19 protein-coding genes are annotated in these 19,752 nt (G+C 66.6%); 9 read left to right on the top strand and 10 right to left on the bottom strand.

Annotated elements, in window-relative coordinates:
- Window positions 1-4: 4 nt before the first annotated feature.
- The 4 genes from ACQ5J0_RS07165 to ACQ5J0_RS07150 all read left to right on the top strand — a co-directional run bounded on the left by ACQ5J0_RS07165 (window position 5) and on the right by ACQ5J0_RS07150 (window position 4,615).
- Window positions 5-2,170, top strand: coding sequence for a GTA baseplate fiber-binding domain-containing protein (locus ACQ5J0_RS07165; protein ID WP_462569880.1), 2,166 nt, complete (start codon window positions 5-7; stop codon window positions 2,168-2,170).
- A gap of 23 nt (window positions 2,171-2,193) precedes the next feature.
- Window positions 2,194-2,652: a DUF2793 domain-containing protein gene (locus tag ACQ5J0_RS07160; RefSeq protein ID WP_462569879.1), complete on the top strand. Its 459-nt coding sequence runs from the start codon at window positions 2,194-2,196 to the stop codon at window positions 2,650-2,652.
- Window positions 2,653-2,841: 189 nt separating this feature from the next.
- Window positions 2,842-3,960, top strand: coding sequence for an OmpA family protein (locus ACQ5J0_RS07155; protein ID WP_462569878.1), 1,119 nt, complete (start codon window positions 2,842-2,844; stop codon window positions 3,958-3,960).
- A gap of 103 nt (window positions 3,961-4,063) precedes the next feature.
- Window positions 4,064-4,615 carry a superoxide dismutase family protein gene (locus ACQ5J0_RS07150; RefSeq protein WP_462569877.1) on the top strand — a complete coding sequence of 184 codons (552 nt, stop codon included), beginning with the start codon at window positions 4,064-4,066 and terminating at the stop codon, window positions 4,613-4,615.
- Here the strand turns inward: ACQ5J0_RS07150 and ACQ5J0_RS07145 are convergent.
- The 7 genes from ACQ5J0_RS07145 to ACQ5J0_RS07115 all read right to left on the bottom strand — a co-directional run bounded on the left by ACQ5J0_RS07145 (window position 4,612) and on the right by ACQ5J0_RS07115 (window position 11,551).
- A complete protein-coding gene (locus tag ACQ5J0_RS07145; protein ID WP_462569876.1) occupies window positions 4,612-6,231 on the bottom strand; it encodes an MFS transporter in 1,620 nt (539 codons plus the stop codon). The genes ACQ5J0_RS07150 and ACQ5J0_RS07145 overlap by 4 nt on opposite strands.
- Before the next feature lie 10 nt (window positions 6,232-6,241).
- Window positions 6,242-6,952: a 7-cyano-7-deazaguanine synthase QueC gene (queC, locus tag ACQ5J0_RS07140; protein ID WP_462569875.1), complete on the bottom strand. Its 711-nt coding sequence runs from the start codon at window positions 6,950-6,952 to the stop codon at window positions 6,242-6,244.
- 39 nt (window positions 6,953-6,991) lie between these two features.
- A complete protein-coding gene (locus tag ACQ5J0_RS07135) occupies window positions 6,992-7,402 on the bottom strand; it encodes a DUF3617 domain-containing protein (protein WP_462569874.1) in 411 nt (136 codons plus the stop codon).
- A gap of 91 nt (window positions 7,403-7,493) precedes the next feature.
- Window positions 7,494-8,387, bottom strand: a complete 894-nt coding sequence (gene hslO, locus ACQ5J0_RS07130; RefSeq protein ID WP_462569873.1) for an Hsp33 family molecular chaperone HslO — start codon at window positions 8,385-8,387, stop codon at window positions 7,494-7,496.
- Window positions 8,388-8,445: 58 nt separating this feature from the next.
- Complete coding sequence (argF, locus tag ACQ5J0_RS07125) at window positions 8,446-9,411, bottom strand: ornithine carbamoyltransferase (RefSeq protein WP_462569872.1); 966 nt, start codon at window positions 9,409-9,411, stop codon at window positions 8,446-8,448.
- The gene (locus ACQ5J0_RS07120; protein WP_462569871.1) at window positions 9,411-10,604 is read right to left on the bottom strand and encodes an acetylornithine transaminase; all 1,194 of its coding nucleotides are present in this window, start codon (window positions 10,602-10,604) and stop codon (window positions 9,411-9,413) included. Before ACQ5J0_RS07120 ends, argF begins: the two co-directional genes overlap by 1 nt.
- 188 nt (window positions 10,605-10,792) lie before the next feature.
- Entirely contained in the window at window positions 10,793-11,551 is a 759-nt protein-coding gene (locus ACQ5J0_RS07115) for a cold-shock protein (protein ID WP_462569870.1), read from the bottom strand.
- 274 nt (window positions 11,552-11,825) lie between these two features.
- Here ACQ5J0_RS07115 and ACQ5J0_RS07110 point away from each other — a divergent pair, with 274 nt between their 5' ends.
- A complete protein-coding gene (locus tag ACQ5J0_RS07110) occupies window positions 11,826-12,638 on the top strand; it encodes a TerC family protein (protein ID WP_462569868.1) in 813 nt (270 codons plus the stop codon).
- Window positions 12,635-13,075: a protein tyrosine phosphatase family protein gene (locus tag ACQ5J0_RS07105; protein ID WP_462569867.1), complete on the top strand. Its 441-nt coding sequence runs from the start codon at window positions 12,635-12,637 to the stop codon at window positions 13,073-13,075. The genes ACQ5J0_RS07110 and ACQ5J0_RS07105 overlap by 4 nt, the downstream gene beginning before the upstream one ends.
- A gap of 171 nt (window positions 13,076-13,246) precedes the next feature.
- Here ACQ5J0_RS07105 and ACQ5J0_RS07100 read toward each other — a convergent pair whose 3' ends face one another.
- On the bottom strand, window positions 13,247-14,683 hold the full coding sequence (locus ACQ5J0_RS07100; protein WP_462569866.1) for an amidohydrolase: 1,437 nt from the start codon (window positions 14,681-14,683) through the stop codon (window positions 13,247-13,249).
- Between the two features lie 65 nt (window positions 14,684-14,748).
- On the opposite strand from ACQ5J0_RS07100, the gene ACQ5J0_RS07095 reads away from it, so the two are divergent.
- The 3 genes from ACQ5J0_RS07095 to ACQ5J0_RS07085 are packed head-to-tail and all read left to right on the top strand — an operon-like array spanning window position 14,749 to window position 17,723.
- Complete coding sequence (locus ACQ5J0_RS07095; RefSeq protein WP_462569865.1) at window positions 14,749-15,156, top strand: hypothetical protein; 408 nt, start codon at window positions 14,749-14,751, stop codon at window positions 15,154-15,156.
- Window position 15,157: 1 nt separating this feature from the next.
- Window positions 15,158-16,114, top strand: a complete 957-nt coding sequence (locus tag ACQ5J0_RS07090; protein WP_462569864.1) for a sterol desaturase family protein — start codon at window positions 15,158-15,160, stop codon at window positions 16,112-16,114.
- Between the two features lie 25 nt (window positions 16,115-16,139).
- Entirely contained in the window at window positions 16,140-17,723 is a 1,584-nt protein-coding gene (locus tag ACQ5J0_RS07085; protein WP_462569863.1) for a GMC family oxidoreductase, read from the top strand.
- 237 nt (window positions 17,724-17,960) lie between these two features.
- Here the strand turns inward: ACQ5J0_RS07085 and ACQ5J0_RS07080 are convergent, their stop codons facing one another.
- Both ACQ5J0_RS07080 and ACQ5J0_RS07075 read right to left on the bottom strand, forming a co-directional pair.
- Entirely contained in the window at window positions 17,961-19,322 is a 1,362-nt protein-coding gene (locus ACQ5J0_RS07080; protein ID WP_462569862.1) for an ammonium transporter family protein, read from the bottom strand.
- Between the two features lie 17 nt (window positions 19,323-19,339).
- Entirely contained in the window at window positions 19,340-19,678 is a 339-nt protein-coding gene (locus tag ACQ5J0_RS07075; protein WP_462569861.1) for a P-II family nitrogen regulator, read from the bottom strand.
- Window positions 19,679-19,752 lie beyond the last annotated feature (74 nt).

Below are 19,752 nucleotides of genomic sequence, written 5' to 3'. Positions count from 1 at the left end.
GACCATGGCCACACTCATCCTCGGCGCGCTGGGCACGGCATTGGGCGGACCGCTGGGCGGCGCTATCGGTGCGCTGGCCGGAAACCAGATCGACGGGCAGATATCGGGCGGCGGCAGGCGCGAAGGCCCGCGGCTCAAGGATTTGGCGATCACCACCTCGACCTATGGTCAGCCGATCGCGCGCCCGGTGGGAAGGATGCGCGTCGAGGGGACCATCGTCTGGGCGACCGATCTGCAGGAGCGCAGCGAGACCAGCGGCGGCAAGGGCCAACCCAAGACAACCGCCTACAGCTATGCCATCTCCTTCGCGGTGCTGCTCGCCAGCCATCCCATCGACGGCGTGGGGCGGATCTGGGCCGACGGCAACCTGCTGCGCGGCGCGGCGGGCGATCTCAAGACGGGCGGTGCGATGCGGCTCCACACCGGCCATGGCGATCAGCCGCCCGACCCGCTGATGGCGGCCGCGCTCGGCAGCCTATGCCCCGCCTATCGCGAGCGCGCCTATGTCGTATTCGAGGATCTGCAGTTGGCGGATTTCGGCAACCGCATCCCCGCGCTCTCATTCGAGGTCTTCGCCGGAAGCGGCGGTGATCTGCTCGGCGCGCTGCTCGATCCGGTGGGCGGAGTGGCGGCGCCCGAGGCCGCGATCCCCGGCCTGCAGGGCTTTGCGCTCGAAGGCGGCGCGATCGCGCAGTCGCTGGCGCTGCTCGATCGCGTCGAACGGCTGATCCCCGATGCCACCGCCTCGCCCCTGCAGTTGCGGAGCATCGCGACTGCTGGCGCGATTCGCCGGCTGCCCGAGCCGGTCGCCGCGCCCGAAGGGGATTTCGGACGAGCCGGGGGCACCCGCCGCCAATGGCAGGGAGAGGATGCCGAGGCGATCGCGGGCCTGCGCTATTACGATGTCGAAAGCGACTATCAATCCGGCGTCCAGCGCCACGCGGCTCGCGCGCCGACCGGGCCAGAGAGACTGCTGGAATTTCCCGCCGCGCTGTTGCCGCAAGCGGCGCGCGCTCTGGCTGAACGGGTTGCGGGCCGGCGCATCGAGACGCGCGAACAGTTGCACTACCGGATCGCCGAGCTCGACCCCGAATTGCGCCCCGGCACCCGCGTAAGCCTGGCCGGGAGTGCCGCGCAGTTTCTGGTCGAGGCGTGGGAATGGCGCGAGACCGGGGTGGAACTCGAACTTGTCCGCCATGTGCCTCGCAACGTCGCAGACCAGCCCGCCAGTCCCGGCACGCCCTGGTCGCCAGCCGATCGCCTCCCCGGCAAGACGCTGTTCGAGGCCTTCGAGCTGCCTTGGGACGGGCGCTCCACCCCGCAACGCGGCACCGTCTACGCGGCGGTTGCGGCAGAAGAGGGTCGATGGTCGGGCGCAACCGTCTATGCGGATCGCGGCGGCGCGCTGATCCCGCTGGGCACCGCCGGTCCGGCACGCGCGGTGATGGGCAGCCTGCTCGCCCCGCTGGGGCCGTCGCCTTCGCTGAAGATAGAAGAGAAGGCGCAGCTTTCGGTGCGTCTCGCCAATTCTGACATGGTGCTGGCGCCGACGACCCGCACCGGCATCGCCAATGGCGAGAACCGTCTGCTGGTCGGCGGCGAAATCCTCCAGTTCCTCGATGCGATCGAGCTCTTGCCTGGCGAATGGATCGCGACCGGCCTGCTGCGCGGTCGCGGCGGGACCGAGGGCACGGCGCTGGGCGGCCATAGCGCGGGCGCTTCGGTCATCCTGCTCGACGAGCGGCTGGTGGCGATCGATCCGGCCGTGCTGGGCAGCGACGATACACTCGCCGCGATCGGCCATGCGGATGAGCAGCCGGTCTTCTCGCCCATTGCGCTGCGCGGCATCTCCGACCGCCCGCCGACGCCGGTTCACGCCCATGCCGAATTCGCCGCAAATGGCGCGCTGGCGCTGCGCTGGACCCGCCGTGCCCGCGGCGGCTGGCGCTGGCCCGACGCGGTCGACGTCCCGCTGGTCGAAGAGCGCGAACGCTACGAAGTGGGCTTGGGACAGGTAAGCGATCCGCTGGGACTGTATGAGACTCCGGTGCCGCAATTCGCGCTCGACCCCGCCCTGCTCGCTGCCGTGCCCCCCGGCACCCCCATCTGGGTCCGCCAGATCGGCAGCTACGCCCGCTCGCCAGCGCTGTTGCTTGCGACCCTGCCTTGAACCCCGTTTCCGGAGATAATCCCATGCCCGAACCCTACGCCCTTGGATCCAGCTCTCCTCGCCACGGCCTTCCCTATCTTCATCCCGGTCAAGCTCAGAAGGAGTTTTTCGTCAACGAGGCGCTGGCGAGGCTCGATGCGCTGGTGCAGGCGAGCGTACTCGACGAACGCGCGCAGCCTCCGGCCGACCCGCAGCCGGGCGATGCTTATCTGGTCGCCGCCGGCGCGACCGGGGATTGGCAGGGGGCGGATGAGGCGATCGCGGTGTTTCAGGGGTCAGCCTGGTTGTTCCAGTCACCCACGCAGCGCGCCAGCGTGAGACGGATCGACACCGGTCAAATCTCTATCTATTCGAATGGATGGAGCGTGGCCGCGGAGCCCGCCGAGCCGGCCGGCGGAACGACAGTCGACACCGAAGCCCGCCTCGCGATTGTGGCGCTTATAAGCGCTTTGCGGCATTCGGGAATTTTTCCTTCGACCTGACGGGAACCACCACCGGACATCAGCGTTCCAATCGCCGGACGGACGGAATCCATCGCAATGTTTACAAGATGAGCCATATAGCGGCATTCTTGCAACAGTTCCGGACATTGTCCGCTTGCCACCCAAGTGGGTAAAAGTTAGATATCGCGCCACTCGGTGGCTTTAAATACGCAATAAGGGGAATTTATAATGCGGAAACTCGTCATAGGAATGGCGATGGCTTCGACGGCTCTGGCTTCGCCGGCCCTCGCACGCGACGGACAATGGTACGTCGGCGTCGAAGGCGGTGCCATGATCGTCGAAGACACGGATTTCGACATCGGCGCGACCGGTGACACACTCATCGTCGAAGCCGACAAGGGCTACGACGTCGGCGGCTTCGTCGGTTATGACTTCGGGGCGTTCCGTCTCGAAGCCGAAGCCAGCTACCGCGATGCCGACCTCGAGTCGGTTACCGTTGGCAACACCGGTGTCGGCGTTGGCGCGGGTGTTGCAGCTCCCGGCTTTTACGCCGCTGGTGGCAACCTCGACGTCCTGAGCTTCATGCTCAACGGCATGTTCGATTTCGGTCCCGATGACGGCCTTCAGGGCTTCGTCGGCGGCGGTGTCGGCGTTGCGCGCACCGGCATGGAAGGCTTCATCGACCGCAGCGAGCCCGCTTCGTTCGACGATTCGGACAGCGGCTTCGCTTGGCAGGTCCTGGCGGGCGTTCGCGCTCCGTTGAGCGACAATGTCGATGTCGGCCTCAAGTATCGCATGTTCACTTCGGACAATGTCGAGCTCACCGATGCGCTCGGTCGTACGCTGCAGGGCGATGTGCGCACGCACTCGATCCTCGGTACGCTGAGCTACAACTTCGGCGCTCCGGCTGCGGTCGTTCCGGTGGCTCCGCCGCCCCCGCCCCCGCCGCCCCCGCCGCCTCCTCCGCCCCCGCCTCCTCCGCCCCCGGCGCAGGTCTGCGAAACGGGTCCGTACATCGTCTTCTTCAACTGGGACAAATCGGACATCACTCCGGAAGCAGCGACGATCCTGGACAACGCGGTTACGGCTTACGCCAACTGCGGGACGGCTTCGGTCATGCTGGCCGGTCACACCGACCGTTCGGGTACGCAGGACTACAACCAGGGTCTCGCCGAGCGTCGCAACGCTTCGGTCCGCGACTACCTTGGTGCACGTGGCATCCCGAATGCGCGGATCAACAGCCAGGCATTCGGCGAAACGCAGCCGCGCGTCCCGACTGCCGATGGTGTTCGCGAACTGCAGAACCGTCGCGTCGAAGTGACCTACGGTCCGGGTTCGGGCATGTAAGTCTGACGCACAGCGTCAATAAGTTAGAGGGGCCGGAGCAATCCGGCCCCTTTTTCGTTGGATGATCGAGTGCCGACCCTTCAACCACTTTGGGAGACAAACGATGTCCATCCGCTTTCCGATCATCCTGCTGGGCGCGACCGCGCTGTCAGCCTGCGCAACCGTCGAAAACATGGCTGACGACGTGGCCAATGAATTGACCACCGAGCAGGTGGGAACCGCTACACTCAGCTTCGCCGACGGTCGGACCGCGGGAACCGCGCGGCTGCTGTCCGATGACGACCAGCTTTCATTGGCAGTGACCGTCAACGGCATGGAACCGGGCCCGCACGGGTTCCACCTGCACACCACGGGCGCCTGCAACGCACCCGACTTCACCAGCGCCGGCGGGCATCTCAATCCCTACAATCGCAGCCATGGTCGGCTATCGCCCGATGGCAGCCATCTGGGCGATATGCCCAATCTGCAGGTCAACGCCTCGGGCAGCGCCAGCGCCACGGTCGATGTCAGCGATAACCCTTCATCCGCGCTCGAGGAGATCTTCGACGCCGACGGGACGGCCGTGGTCGTCCATGCCGGTGCCGACGATTACCGCACCGACCCCGCTGGCGACGCGGGTTCGCGGATTGCCTGCGGGGTCCTTCAGCGCAGCTAGTCGACCGGCTCTCCGGCAGCGCGGGCGCGATCGAGCAGGTTCTCCATCGCGGGCGGGACAAGCTTGATCGCGGCGATTAGCACCGCGAGGCCTATGGGCACGATCCACAAGGTGGCGAGCACCCCTGCGCTCAGATCGCCGCCGTTTCTGGCCGATACGTAGCCTGCCGTATACGGCCCCAGGGCCAGACCGACCAGGGTCGTGGCGAGGAAGAACGTGGCGGTCGCCAAGCCGCGCATCCGGGGCAGAACGAGCGCCTGGCTGGTCGCCGCCGCGGCGCCCAGCGCGCTTGCTGCCAAGGCGCTCACCACCACGTTCAGGATCATGAATAGCACGACACTTTCGGTCGTGTACTGAACGATTGCGAACGGTACCGGCGAAAGCAGCCCGAACAGGATCACCCAGACTCGGCCGGAGAGATGGCGTGTAAAGAGGGCATCGGCCAAACGCCCGCCCAGAATCACACCGAGGAAACCACCGGCTGCGCCGCCGCCGCCGAGCCAGAAACCGAGCTCGCTCTTGGTCAGATCGAACACCCGCTCTGCGTAAGGCGCTCCCCAATAGGATGCCGAGTAGGCCATGAAGGCGACCGTCCCATAGCCCAGGATCGTGCACAGGAATGCGGGCGATCCCCACGTCAGGCGGAAGGTCGGCGGATCGCGCTGTCGCAATGCGCTCGCCCAGCAGAACACCGAATAATAACCGATCGCCAGAAGAGTCCACTGATCCGTAATTGCGGTGAAAATAACCCCCTCGCCGGACTCCAGCAGGTTCGTCAAAGCATAGGCAGCCACGAATGCCGCGATCAGCACGGCGATATTGACGGCCAACGCTCCTACCCCGCGCTTGGCGGCGCCCAGGAAAGTGAAGGGCGGAATGACCGTATAGAGTTCGCCGACGAAGCCCCGAAACGGGTGGGGATCTTCCTTTGTGGGGAGGCCGTCGATTGCCCCGCGCACCGGCTCCTTAAGCGTCGCGACCCAGATCGCCAGCAACAGCCCGGGGACGCCCACGGCGATAAATGCCGCCTGCCATCCGGCCAGGCCGAAGGTGCCGCCATCGGGATAGGCTTCGTTCCACTGATCGACGACCAAGCCGCCGATGGCGAGCGAGATGCCGCCGCCGATGTAGATGCCCGAGGAGTAAATCGCGAGCGCGGTGGCGCGCAGGCGGGCCGGAAACCAGTCGGAAATCAACGAATAGGCGGAGGGGCTGGCGGTCGCTTCGCCGACGCCCACGCCGATGCGCGCGGCAGTCAGCGTGGCAGCATTTTGTGCGAAACCCGACACGGCCGTCATCGCCGACCAGACCGTCAACCCGATCGTCATGAGCCGCACGCGCTTCCAGCTATCGGCCAGCCTGCCGAGCGGAATGCCGAACAACGCGTAAAAAATCGCGAATGCGGTGCCGTAAAGGAAACCCAGATAGGCATCGTCGACGCCCAGATCGGCCTTGATGTCATTGGCGAGGATCGAGAGGATCTGCCGGTCGATGAAGTTCAGGACGTAGATCAGCACCAGCACGCTCAGCGCGTACCAACTGTAGGCCGGGACGTTGGCGTCGGGGGCCACGCTCGGCACTTCGGTCGCTGGCGCGGTCTTCGTATCCTCGGTCAATGTCCACTCCCTATACCCGGGTTATGTCCCGGTCGTAGCGGGTGGTATCGGCAAGCCCCGCTTCGGCAAAGCCTTTTCGCCGCAAGCGGCAGGAATCGCAGGTACCGCAGGCGAGGCCTTCGGGCGTCGGGTCGTAGCAGGACCAGCTCCACGCCGGATCGAGCCCCAGACGGGCGCATTCGCGGGCAATATCGGCCTTGGTCATGTGCTGGAGCGGCGCATGGATGGTGAAGGCCCCGCCCTCGACGCCCTGCTTGGTCCCCAGACGTGCAGTCTCGGCAAAGCTGGCGATGAATTCGGGGCGGCAATCCGGATAGCCCGAATAATCGAGAGCATTGACGCCGATGAAGATGTCGCGCGAGTGGACGGTCTCGGCGAAGGCGGTGGTCAGCGCCAGGAACACGAGGTTGCGCGCTGGCACATAGGTGACCGGGATCCCCTCTTCGACGCCCCCCTTGGGAACGTCGATGTCGTCGGTCAGCGCCGATCCGCCGAAGCGGCGCAGATCGAGCGGGAGTTCGACATGGCGCGCCGCGCCCAGCCGCCTGGCGATGTCGCGCGCCGATTCGAGCTCGCGGACATGACGCTGACCGTAATCGATCGTGAGGGCGTAGAGTTCGTACCCGGCTTCGCGCGCGAGCGCGGCGGTGACCATCGAATCGAGCCCGCCCGAAAGCAGAACCACCGCCGGGCCCAGGCTAGTCTGTGTATGATCGCTCATCCACGCCGCGCTAGGGCGGCGGCCGCATCGGCGCAAGCGTCAGCGGCAGGAACCCACGCGGCGCGCCTCGGCGGAGAACTGGAACGGCCTGCCCCCGGCGATGCCCTGGCTCTCGATTTGGGCCAGCGTCGCGCTTTCGCGCCGCACGCTGGTCCGGCCGTAACCATTGCCGCGGCAGGTGTACTGCACCGTTACCTGGTTCGCGCCATTCTCGACCACCAGACGGCTGCAATTGGCCCCGCGATGGCGAAGCTGGATCAGCTCGGTGCCTTCGCGCAGGCAAATCCGCTGGCTGGGCTCGCCATCGCGGAAACGCAGTTCCCACTCGCCCCGATCCAGCTGGCCGAACAGGGCGAGGTTGGCATTCTGTGCCGCGGAAGGCGCAACCGCCAGCGTCAGCGCTCCGACTGCGCCAAGTCCCGCCAAAGACGTCAAAAGAAACTTGCGCATGTCACACCTCGATTGCGTGCCGAAACTAGCAGCGATGCCGCTGTCATATTCATTACCATAGATGAACCGTGTCTTTCCATCGACCAAACGTTCATGCCGCGATAGGAAATTTGCGCGAACAGAAGGCGCAATCGACTACGATCATGCCATCCTCGTCGCGCATCTCCTGGCGCTCGGACTCTGGAAATCGTGTCAGCACCGACTGATAGTGTTCGGCGGTGCAGCGGCAACCACGGGTTACGGGAGCCCCGCGCGTGACTCGGACTTCTTCTTCCTCGTGGAACAGCCGCCAGACGATCGCCTCGAGCGACAGCGCGGGATCGAGCAGTTCGTCGTGGCGCAAGGACCCCGCCATCACCGCGACATGCTCCCATTCGGGATGATCGAGCCGGACATGCAGCCGCTCGCGGCCCTCCTCGCCATCGGCGAGATGCTGGACCAGCATCCCGGCGGCGCGCGAGCCCTGCGGCCCGTTCGTCACCGAGGTGCGGATCAGCGTCGGGAGCTGTTCGGACTGGACGAAATAACCCTCGCAGGCGCGCGCCAGGCTGTCGCCCTCCAGCGGAACGATGCCCTGAGAGCGCCCGCGGCCGTCGGTCATGTCGAAGGTCAGCGCGAGATAGGCCTTGCCGAATAGCGCGTAGAGCGTGGGATTGGCACCCAGTTCGGCCAGCGCGTCGGCATCGAAATCGACATAGCCGCGCAGCGCCCCGGCGCGGTAGTCGCACACGAAGAGATTGACCGCGCCGGTCTCGGTCTGCGCCTGCATGGTGACCTGCGAGCCATCGTCCTTGAACAGGCTGCCGATCAGCGCGGTCAGGACCAGCGCTTCGGCGAGAAGATTGGCGATCGGCGGCGGATAAGCGTGCGCCGAGAGGATTTCGTCGACGGTGCTATCGAGCCGCACCAGCCGCCCGCGCGCGTCGCGCGAGGGGATGCTGAAGCCCAGCGTACGCTCGGAAAAGGTTTCTTCGAGATCGGTCATCCGCGCCATATGGGGCTGGGATGCTGCGCTTTTAAGGCCCCCTCGCGCCCGAACCCCCTCAGCCCGCCGCGAGCTTCCCGTGGCACCACAGCAGAATCGATTTCTGCGCATGGATGCGGTTCTCGGCCTCGTCGAAGACCAGCGATTGCGCGCCTTCGAAAACCTCCTGCGAAACCTCCTCGCCGACATGCGCGGGGAGGCAATGGAGAAAGCGCGCATCGGGCTTGGCCAGCGCCATCAGTGCCGCATCCACCTGGAACGGCGCCATCGCCGCCAGCTTGGCCTCGGCATGCTCCTGCCCCATCGAGACCCAGGTGTCGGTGACGACGACATCCGCGCCGCGCGCCGCTTCGGCCGCATCGCGGGTTAGCGTGACCCGGCAACCGGCATCGTGCGCCATCGCGAGGAATTCGTCTTGGGGATCGTAGCCCTCGGGCGCGCCCACGCGGATGTTGAATTTCATCAGCGCCGCCGCCTCGAGCAGCGAATGCAGCACATTGTTGCCATCGCCCAGCCAGGCGAGCTCGAGCCCGGGGAGCGGCTTGCCGTGTTCGATCACCGTCAGCAGGTCGGCGACGATCTGGCAGGGGTGCGAGCGGTCGGTGAGGCCGTTGATCACCGGCACGGTGGCGTGCTCGGCGAGCGCCTGCGCCTTGGCGTGATCGTCGGTGCGGATCATGATCGCATCGACCATCCGGCTGAGCACCCGAGCGGTGTCGGCGATACTCTCGCCCCGGCCGAGCTGGGTGGTGGCGGCATCGAGGATCAGCGCGGAGCCGCCGAGCTGGCGCATGGCGATGTCGAAGCTGACGCGGGTGCGGGTCGAGTTCTTCTCGAAGATCATCCCCAGCACATGCCCCGCCAGCGGCGCATCGGCATCGGCGCGCCCCTTGGGCCAGTCCGCGCGCGCCGCCTTGCGGGTCTGCGCATCGCCGATCATTGCCGCGATCGCGTCGCCGCCGGCATCGGAGAGGTCGAGGAAGCTGCGCACCTGCATCTCAGCACTGGTGCCCCCACCAGCCATCAGGCGGGCTCGGGCATGGTGAAGCTGGCTGCGCCGGCGGAGAGCTTGTCGAAGAATTCTTCGAACTCGGCATCGCCCGCCACCAGCGGGGGCAGGACGCGCAGCGTCTGGTCGCCCGCTGCGACAGTCATCAGCTGATGGTTGTCGCGCAGATGCACGAAGAAGGGCCGGCTCTCGATCTTCATCCGTAGGCCCAGCATCAGCCCCTTGCCGCGCACGCTGTCGAACAGCTCGGGGTAATTGCCGATGAACTGCTCGAGCCGGGCGCGCAGCCGCTCGCCCTTCTCGGTGACCTCGGCGAGGAATTCCTCGTTCGCCACGGCGTCCATCACCGCAGTGCCTGCGGCCATCGCCAGCGGGTTGCCGCCATAGGTCGAGCCATGGGTGCCGAAGGTCATGCCGCGGGCGGCCTTCTCGGTGGCGAGGCAGGCGCCCAGCGGGAAGCCGCCGCCGATGCCCTTCGCGGTGGCGAGGATATCGGGATCGACGCCGTAATGCTCGTGCGCGTAGAATTTGCCGGTGCGCGCGACGCCGCACTGGACTTCGTCGAGCACCAGCATCAGATCGTGTTCGTCGGCGAGATCGCGCAGGCCCTGCATGAAGGCCTGGCTGGCGGGGCGGATGCCGCCCTCGCCCTGGATCGGCTCGACCAGGAAGCCCGCGGTGCGCGGCCCGACCAGCGCGCGCACGGCCTCGAGATCGTCGAACTCGCAATAGACGAAGCCGGGCAGCAGGGGCTCGAAGCCCTTGTGCATCTTCTCCTGATTGGAAGCGCTGATCGTGGCCATGGTGCGGCCGTGAAAGGCGTTGGTGAAGGTGATCAGCTCGGTGCGGTTGGCATCGCCATCCTCGTGCTGATGATAGGCGCGCGCGGTCTTGATCGCGGTCTCGACCGCCTCGGCGCCCGAATTGGTGAAGAACACGGTGTCGGCGAAGGTGACATCGACCAGCCGCTGCGCCAGCGCCTCGCCCTGCGGGCTGCCATAGAGGTTGGAGACATGCATCAGCGTCTCGGCCTGGCGCTGGATCGCGCCGATCAGCCCGTCGTGGCTGTGGCCGAGCAGGTTCACCGCGATGCCGCTGGCGAAATCGAGATAGCGCGTGCCGTCCTCGTCGATCAGATGGCAGTGATCGCCGCGCACGGGGCGAACCCCGCAACGGGGATAGACGGGCATCAGCGGCGAAATCGACATGGGACCTCCGGAAGCGAACGGGCGCGTTGAAACTGGCAAAAGGGACGGACGGACAGGTGGGCAAATGCAAATGGCGGCCCCGTGAGGGAACCGCCATTCACGTCTGCTTCGGGGTCTATTGACCCGCGCGCGCCTGGTCAAACCATGACGGTCAAACCGTGGCCGTCAAACCGTTGGCGCGGCTCGCCTCATTCCGGCGCCGGAACGAGATTGACCGCCGAATACTTGCCTCGTCGGTCGACCTCGAGATCGAACTCGTAACGCTGGCCTTCGTCGATGCCCGACAAGCCCGAGCGTTCGACCGCGCTGATGTGGACGAAGGCATCGGGCTGGCCGTCATCGCGGGTGATGAAGCCGAAGCCCTTCATCGAATTGAAGAACTTGACCGTGCCGCTGGCCTTGTCGCCGGTCAGCTCGCGCTTGGGCGGGCCAGCGTCGACCGGGGCTGCGACCACATCGCCGAGGATCTGGAGATCCTGCGCGGAGACCTTGCCACCACGATCGACGAGGTTGAATTCCAGCTCCTGGCCTTCGCCGAGGTTTTCGAGACCGGCGCGTTCGACCGCGCTGATGTGGACGAACACGTCCTCACCGCCGCCATCCTGCTGGATGAAGCCGAAGCCCTTTTGCGCGTTGAAGAATTTGACCTTGCCCTTGCCGGTGCCGACGACCTGCGCGGGCATGCGGCTTGCTCCGCCCGCACCGCCGGCGCCGCCGCCCGGTCCGCCGCGACCGGGAGCACCGCCCCCACCGCCGCCGCGATAGCCGCCACCGCCGCCGGAGCCGCCGCGATCATTGTTGAAGCCGCCCCGGTCACCGCCGAAGCCGCCCCCAAAACCGCCCGACGATCCGAATCCTTCCGACGGGCCGCCCATTGGCTCGAAACCGTCTTCTCCAAATCCGTCGCGCTTGTCCCGTCCCCGACGGCGGCCTCTATCGTAACCCATGATTCAAATCGTACCTTATCGCGCCGCCCCGCAGTGAAACGCCGGATCGCGGGCCGCATGGCAAACCCGGCGCAAGCGGAGTCCGATCGTGATTCGTTCGGAAACTCCCGCCCATTACAACACCCTACATAGCCACAAAACCGCGACCAAGCGAATGTTTTAACGTTGAACCCCGGTCTGAAGCCGAAATATGACATTTTCGCATGGTGTTTCAGGCGGGTATTTGCCTCAGGTTCATGTTGCGAAATGTCCGTCAGCGCGGCAAGGGCGCACGATGGACATCCTCGCTCTGCTTTCCGACCCGGCCGCCTGGCTCGCGCTGCTCACCCTGATCGCGCTCGAAGTGGTGCTGGGGATCGACAATCTGATCTTCATCGCGATCCTGTCGAACAAATTGCCCGAACACCAGCAACAGCGCGCGCGGCGAATCGGGCTGATGCTGGCGCTGGTGATGCGGATCGGCCTGCTGATGCTGATCGGCTGGCTCGTGACCTTGCAGACCCCGCTGTTCGACCTCGGCATTCAGGGCCAGCCCGGCGCATATGGCGAGCCCAGCTTCGACACCGCCTTTTCCGGACGCGACCTGATCCTGCTGACCGGCGGGCTGTTCCTGCTGTGGAAGGCGACCAAGGAAATCCATCATTCGATGGAGCCCGAGGACGATTCGGGCGATCTGCTCGACAAGACCCCCGGCGTCGCCAAGGCGGCGACCGCCACCTTCGGCGCGGTGATCGCGCAGATCGTGGCGATCGACATGGTGTTCTCGGTCGATTCGATCCTCACCGCGGTGGGCATGACCGACGATATCCCGATCATGGTCGCCGCAGTGGTGATCACGGTGGGCATCATGCTGGTCGCGGCCGACCCGCTGGCGCGCTTCATCGAGCACAACCCGACGCTGGTGATGCTGGCGCTGGCCTTCCTGGTGATGATTGGGGTGGTGCTGATCGCCGACGGCTTCGGCTTCCACGTGCCGAAGGGCTATATCTACGCCGCGATGGGCTTCTCAGTCGGGGTGGAAATCCTCAACATCGTCCAGCGCAACCGGCGGCAGAGAATGCGCCAAACTGAGGTAGCCGAAGCATGAGCGAGTTCAGGACGCTTTCCGACACGGTCTTTGCCGCGGGCCAGATCGCGCCCGAGGATATCGCAGGGGCCGAGGCGCAGGGCGTGACGCTGATCGTTAACAACCGCCCCGACGGCGAGGCCCCCGGCCAGCCCGACGGCGAGACGATCGAGGCCGCGGCGCGGGCGGCGGGGATCGACTATGCCGCGATCCCGGTGGACTCCTCGGGCTTCGACGACGCGCGCATTGCAGCGATGCAGGCCGCGCTCGACAATGCCGAGGGCAAAGTCCTCGCCTATTGCCGCACGGGCACGCGCTCGACGCTGCTCTGGGCTCTGGCGGAAGCGCGCGGTGGCCGCGACCCCGCCGCCATCGAACGCGCGGCAAACGCCGCCGGCTACGATCTGACGCCGGTTCGTGCGGTTATGATCGAGCTCGCCGAACAGGCGCAGCAATAACCGGGCGACAGCATAACGACGGTTGATTGACCCACCTCGCTCCTCCCCCTTGAGGGGGAGGCCGGGTGGGGGTGTACCACGCCACTGGTCTGGACGCGCGCCTGCGGCGCGCTCCCCCACCCCCGACCCCTCCCCGAGGGGAGGGCGGAATGCAGCTTATGGCATCGCACCCTAGCGGCGGAAATCCAGCGGCGGATCGCGGTCGCCCAGCAGCGAGCGGTAGACGTAGTCCGCCCCGCGCGAGGCATCGAACTCCGCCCGCGCCGCCCGGCGCAGCTCCTCGTTCTGGAACAGCTCGGCCGCCATCAGCGCCATCGATTTGGCCGCGACCTGCGCGCCCTTGGCGCCGATCGACGTGCCGCTCGCCGCGACCGCCTGCCAGCTGTGTGCGCTGGTGCCGGGGACCCAGCCGGCGGCGGTGACGCCCACGGTCGGGGTGGTCCAGGAGACATCGCCGACATCGGTCGAACCATAGCCCAGCGTCGTCCCGTAGGGCTGGATCTCGCCCGCGCTCTCCAGCGGCCGCGCCTGCTCGCCGAAGCTCTGCGCGATCTCCTCCGCCCAGGCGCGTTCTTCCGCGGTATATGTCACCCCGCCGACCTCGCGCAGCTTGGCATCCATCATCCGCGCCAGCGACTGGTTGACCAGCAGCGGATTGTTGCCGTGGATGATCTCCCAGCTGACCTCGGTCCCGGTCCCCAGCGCGGCGCCCTCGGCGGCCGCCTCGAGCCGCTCCCACAGCGCGCGCACCTCGTCGGCATCCGAATGGCGGACGTAATAGAACACCTCCGCGCTGTCGGGGATGACGTTGGGCGCCGAGCCGCCCTCGGTGATGACGTAATGGATGCGGGTGTCCATGCTGGTGTGCTCGCGCATCATATTGACCATCATGTTCATCGCCTCGACCCCGTCGAGCGCCGAGCGGCCGCGCTCGGGTGCGGCGGCGGCATGCGCGGAGACGCCCTTGAAGCGGAACTTGGCCGAACGGTTGGCGAGACCTGTGCGCGCCGCGGCGCTGTTCTCGTCGGCGGCATGCCAGTGAATCGCGGTGTCGACATCGTCGAACAGTCCGGCGCGCGCCATATAGACCTTACCCGAGCCGCCCTCTTCCGCCGGCGTGCCGTAGAGCCGGATCCGCCCCGGGGTGCCCGTCGCCTCGAGCCAGCGCTTGACCGCGATCGCCGCGGTGAGCGAGCCGGCGCCGAACAGATTGTGCCCGCAGGCGTGGCCGGCGTGCTTGTCGGCGAGCGGCTCGCGGCTCGGCGAGGCGGATTGCGAGATCCCCGGAAGCGCATCGAATTCGGCCAGGATCGCGATCACCGGCCCGCCCTCGCCCCATTCGCCGACGAAGGCGGTGGGGATGTCGGCGACGCCTGGGGTGATGGTGAAGCCCTCCGCCGCCAGTTCGTCCTGCAGCAGCCGGGTCGAGCGGGTCTCGAGATAGCCGAGCTCGGCCCAGTCCCACAATTGCTTCGCAACCCGGGCGGTGCGTTCGGCCTCGCCCTCGACGATCGCGGCCGGGTCGGCACTCTGCGCGAAGGCGGGCTGAACCAGCAGCGGCTGGACGGCGAACAGGGCGAGCCCTGCGAAAAGGGCGGATCGTTTCATAGTGTGCTTCCCCTGTTGAGGCCCCTGCTTGCCGCAATCCGCCCGCCGTGCCAATCCGTCGCACGATGGAAATCCCGCCCGCCCTCCTGCAGTTCGTGGGATCGCTCGCCGCGATCGTGGCGCTGGCGGCGCTCGCCTGGTGGCTCAAGCTGGGCGCGCCGCGGCGGCTTGAGAGCGAGGCCGATGCACGCCGCGAAGCGAGCGAGGCGGCCGACAGCTTCGAGCCGGTCGAAATCGCGCTCGACCGCGCAGGCCGCGCCGCGCTGCTGCGCGATGACGCGGGACAGATCCTGCTGCTGCGCCAGCACGGCACCCATTTCGCCGGGCGGGTGCTGACCCCGGCAGCCTACGCCCGGATCGACGGCGACGCGCTGGTGGTCGATACGGCAGAAAAGCGCTACGGCGGGGTCCGGCTCGAGCTCGACGATCCTTCGCTCTGGGTTCGGCATATCGAGAGTATCAAACCGCACTGACATGCCCGAATTCGATCCCGTCGCCTATGCCGTCCCCGGTTTCGTCCTGCTCGTGCTGGCGGAGATGCTCTGGGCGCGGCGCAAGCGCCCGCATGCCTACGAACCGCGCGACACGCTCACCAGTCTCGCCTTCGGGCTGGGCAGCACGGTCGCGGGCGTGGTCTTCGGCGGGGCGATCCTGGCCGCGGCGCTGTGGCTCTACGACTACCGGCTGTTCGACTTCGGCGAGAGCTGGTGGGCGGTGTGGTGGGCCTGGCCGCTGGCCTTCGTGCTCGACGACCTGCTCTATTACGTCTTCCACCGCATGGCGCACCGGGTGCGCTGGTTCTGGGCGAGCCACGTCAACCACCATTCCAGCCAGCACTACAATCTGAGCACCGCGCTGCGGCAGACCTGGACGGGCTTCTTCGCGCTGTCCTTCGCCTTCGGTCTGCCGCTGGTCCTGCTCGGCTTCCACCCGGCGATGCTGGCGATCGTTTCGGGCTTCAACCTGATCTACCAGTTCTGGATCCACACCGAGGCGATCGGGCAAATGCCGCGCTGGTTCGAGGCCGTGATGAACACGCCCAGCCATCACCGCGTCCACCACGCCACCAACCCGCGCTATCTCGATCGCAATTACGCCGGCGTGTTCATCGTCTGGGACCGGATGTTCGGCACATTCGAGCAGGAGCGCCCCGAGGAGGAGGCGATCCGCTACGGTATCGTCAAGCAGCTCGGCAGCTTCAACCTGCTGTGGGCGGTGTTCCACGAATGGATCGGGATCGCGCAGGATATGTGGCGCGCGCCGTGGAAGCACAAGCTGTCCTACCTGCTGCGCGAGCCCGGCTGGAGCCACGACGGCAGCCGCGAGACCAGCGCCACGATCCGCGCGCGCTGGGAAGCGCGGCGCGGCGACGTGACCGGCAAACCGGTTGCAGAGGAAAACCCGATTGCCGGATCGGGCGAGCCTGCGTAACCTCTCCCGCGGAAGAGGAGAGAACATGGACGAATTCGATGTGATCGTTGTCGGCGGGGGCAGCGGCGGCAGCGCCGTGGCCGGGCGGCTGGCCGAAGCGGGCAAGCGCGTGTGCCTGCTCGAGGCGGGGCCGCGCAACAACACCGTGCTGATCAAGACCCCGGGCTTCATGCCCTTTCTGCGCCAGGGCTCGAATTATCGCTACGAGACGGTGCCGCAGAAGGGCCTCAACGGGCGGGTCGGCTACCAGCCGCGCGGGCGCGGGCTCGGCGGCTCCTCGGCGATCAACGCGATGATCTATATCCGCGGGCACCGCTGGGACTACGACCATTGGGCCGAACTCGGCTGCAGCGGCTGGGGCTATGACGACGTGCTGCCCTATTTCAAACGCGCCGAGAGCAACGAGCAGGGCGCCGATGCCTTTCACGGCGGCGACGGACCGCTGCATGTCTCGGACCAGCACTGGCCCAACCCCGGCAGCAAGGCGTTCGTCGAGGCGGCGACGCAGCTGCAACTGCCGCACAACCGCGATTTCAACGGCGCGCGGCAGGAGGGTTTCGGCATCTATCAGGTGACGCAGAAGGATGGCGAACGCTGGTCCGCGGCGCGCGCCTATGTCGAGCCCTTGCGCGGCAATCGCAATCTCGATGTGCGGATCGGGGTGACCGTCCAGAAGATCGAGATCGACGAGGGCCGGGTGACCGGGGTCACCTATTCGGTCGGCGGCAGGCAGCGCACCGTGCGCGCGCGCGGCGGGGTGGTGCTGTCGGCGGGCGCGTTCAACTCGCCGCAGATGCTGATGCTATCGGGGATTGGTCCGGGCGGGCATCTGGCCGAGCACGGGATCACGGTGAAGCGCGATTGCGAGGCGGTCGGCTCCGACCTCCAGGACCATGTCGACTATGTCTCGAGCTGGCAGACCGAGAGCACCGATTTCATCGGCGACAGCCTCGCGGGGACGGTGCGGATGGTCAAGGCGATCGTCGAGCACCGCCGCAAGCGGACCGGGATCATGACCACGCCCTATGCCGAGGCGGGCGGGTTCTGGAAGGTGATGGAGGATGCGCCCGCGCCCGATGTGCAATGGCACTTCGTCCCCGCCATGCTCGAGGATCACGGGCGGATGAAGGTGAAGGGACACGGCTTCTCGCTCCACGCCTGCGTGCTGCGGCCCGAGAGCCGCGGAACCGTCCGGCTCGGCTCGCGCGATGCCGGGGATGCGCCGGTGATCGATCCCAATTTCCTCGATGACGAGCGTGACATGGAAGTGCTGCGCAAGGGCGTGCGCCTGTCGCACCGGATCGTCGAGGCGCCCGCGATGGCGCAATACGCGCCCAAGGATCGCTATCCCATCGATCTCGAGGACGATGCCGCGCTCGATCACCTCATCCGCGACCGCGCCGACACCGTCTACCACCCGGTCGGCACCTGCCGGATGGGGGGCGATGCGGACAGCGTGGTCGATCCGCAGCTCCGCGTGCGCGGGATCGAGGGCTTGTGGGTCGCCGATGCCAGCGTGATGCCGCGGCTGATCGGGGGCAACACCAATGCGCCGAGCATCATGATCGGCGAACGCTGCGCCGATTTCGTGAAAACGGCACTCGACTAGCGCGGGATCACATAAGCTGAAAACCCCCCTCCCCTCGGGGAGGGGTCGGGGGTGGGGGAGCGCGCCGCAGGCGCGCGTCAAGGCCAGTGGCCCGGCACACCCCCAAGGCGCATATTCATGACAAAAAAGGGGCCGGAACCTTTCGCAAGGTTCCGGCCCTTCGCAGTCGGTGTTCGCAGGAGGAACACATTAAGACGGGGGCGCCGAGAGGAGAGAGAGAAGCGCCCCCGCCGAACTTTAGGACCCCGAGGTTCGGGCGAACTCCGGATAGGCCTCGATGCCGGTCTCGCTGAGATCGAGCCCCGCCAGCTCTTCTTCCTCGCTCGGGCGCACCCCGATGGTGGCCTTGAGCGCGAACCAGACGATAGCCGACAGCGCGCAGACGAAGACCCCGGTGGCGACCACGCCGGTCAGTTGGGCGAGAAAGGGCACCGCAGGGTTGGTCAACGGCACCGCGAGCGTGCCCCAGATGCCGGCAACGAGGTGGACCGGGATTGCGCCGACCACGTCGTCGATCTTGAACTTGTCGAGGATCGGCACGAAGATCACCGGTAGCAACCCGCCGATCCCGCCGATGATGATCGCCATCCCGACATTGGGCGTGAGCGGTTCGGCGGTGATCGCCACGAGCCCGGCCAGCGCGCCGTTGAGCGCCATGGTCGTATCGGCCTTCTTGTAGCGCAATTGCGTGGCGATGATCGCGACGACCACACCGGCGGCAGCCGCCATATTGGTGTTGACGAAGATCTTCGACACATCGGAGACATCCCCGATCGTACCCATCGCTAGCTGCGAGGCGCCGTTGAAGCCGAACCAGCCGAGCCAGAGGATAAAGGTGCCCAGCGTGGCGAGCGGAATGCTCGATCCCGGGAACACCGCAACCTTGCCGTCCTTGCCGTAGCGGCCCAGCCGCGGGCCGATGATCAGCACGCCCATCAGCGCCGCCCAGCCGCCGGTCGAGTGGACCAGGGTTGAACCGGCGAAATCGGAAAAGCCCATCGCGTCGAGCCAGCCTGCGCCCCATTCCCAGCTGACGATCACCGGGTAGATGAAGCCGGTCAGCACGGTAACGAAGATGAAGAAGGGCACCAGCTTGACCCGCTCGGCCACCGCGCCCGAGACGATCGAGGCGGTGGTGGCGCAGAACACCATCTGGAAGAACCAGTCGGACGCAATCGAATAGCCGGTTTCGGTATCCGCCTCGCCCACACCCTGCATCGCATAGGGGAAATCGCCGATCCCGAAAAACCCGCCCTCGAAGCCCGGATAGGCGATCGAATAGCCGATCACCCAGAACATCAACCCGGCGATCGAATAGAGACCGATGTTCTTGAGGCACTGAACCGAAACGTTCTTCGACCGGACCAGCCCCGCTTCGAGCATGGCGAAACCCGCCGCCATCCACATGACGAGAAAGCCCCCGATCAGGAACAGCAGCGTGTTGAGAATGTAGGCCGTTCCCCCCGAAACGGCCTCGGCTGCGGCGAGCGCAGCGGGATCGGCGACGTCCTGCGCCAGGGCGGGTGCTGTCATTCCGACCCCGGCCAGCGCTAAGGCCGCCAGCGCCGGGGCGGCGGAGCGTGAAAGTGTGCGTTTCATGGTGTTGTCCCCTCGGGTCATAGCGCGGTGTCGCCGGTCTCGCCGGTCCGGATGCGCGTGGCGCTGGCGAGATCGAAGACGAAGATCTTGCCGTCGCCGATCGCCTCGGTGCTCGCGGTCTGCTGGATCGTCTCGACCACCTGGGCAGCGAGATCGTCGCTGGCGGCGACCTCGATCTTCACCTTGGGCAGCATGTTGGTCGAATATTCGGCCCCGCGATAAATCTCGGTCTGGCCTTTCTGGCGTCCGAAGCCCTTGACCTCGGACACGGTCATTCCCGCAACCCCGATCGAACCGAGGGCTTCACGCACCTCGTCGAGCTTGAACGGCTTGATGACGGCGATGATGTATTTCACGCGGCCCCCCCTGAGCTATCGCTGCCGGACCCGTTCCCGGCGAGGAAGAGCTTTGCAATTGCTGTGCCAACACA

This window comes from Qipengyuania sp. SM2512, assembly GCF_054954005.1.
Note: the sequence above shows the minus strand (reverse complement) of the source record. Positions and strands in the feature narration are given on the sequence as shown.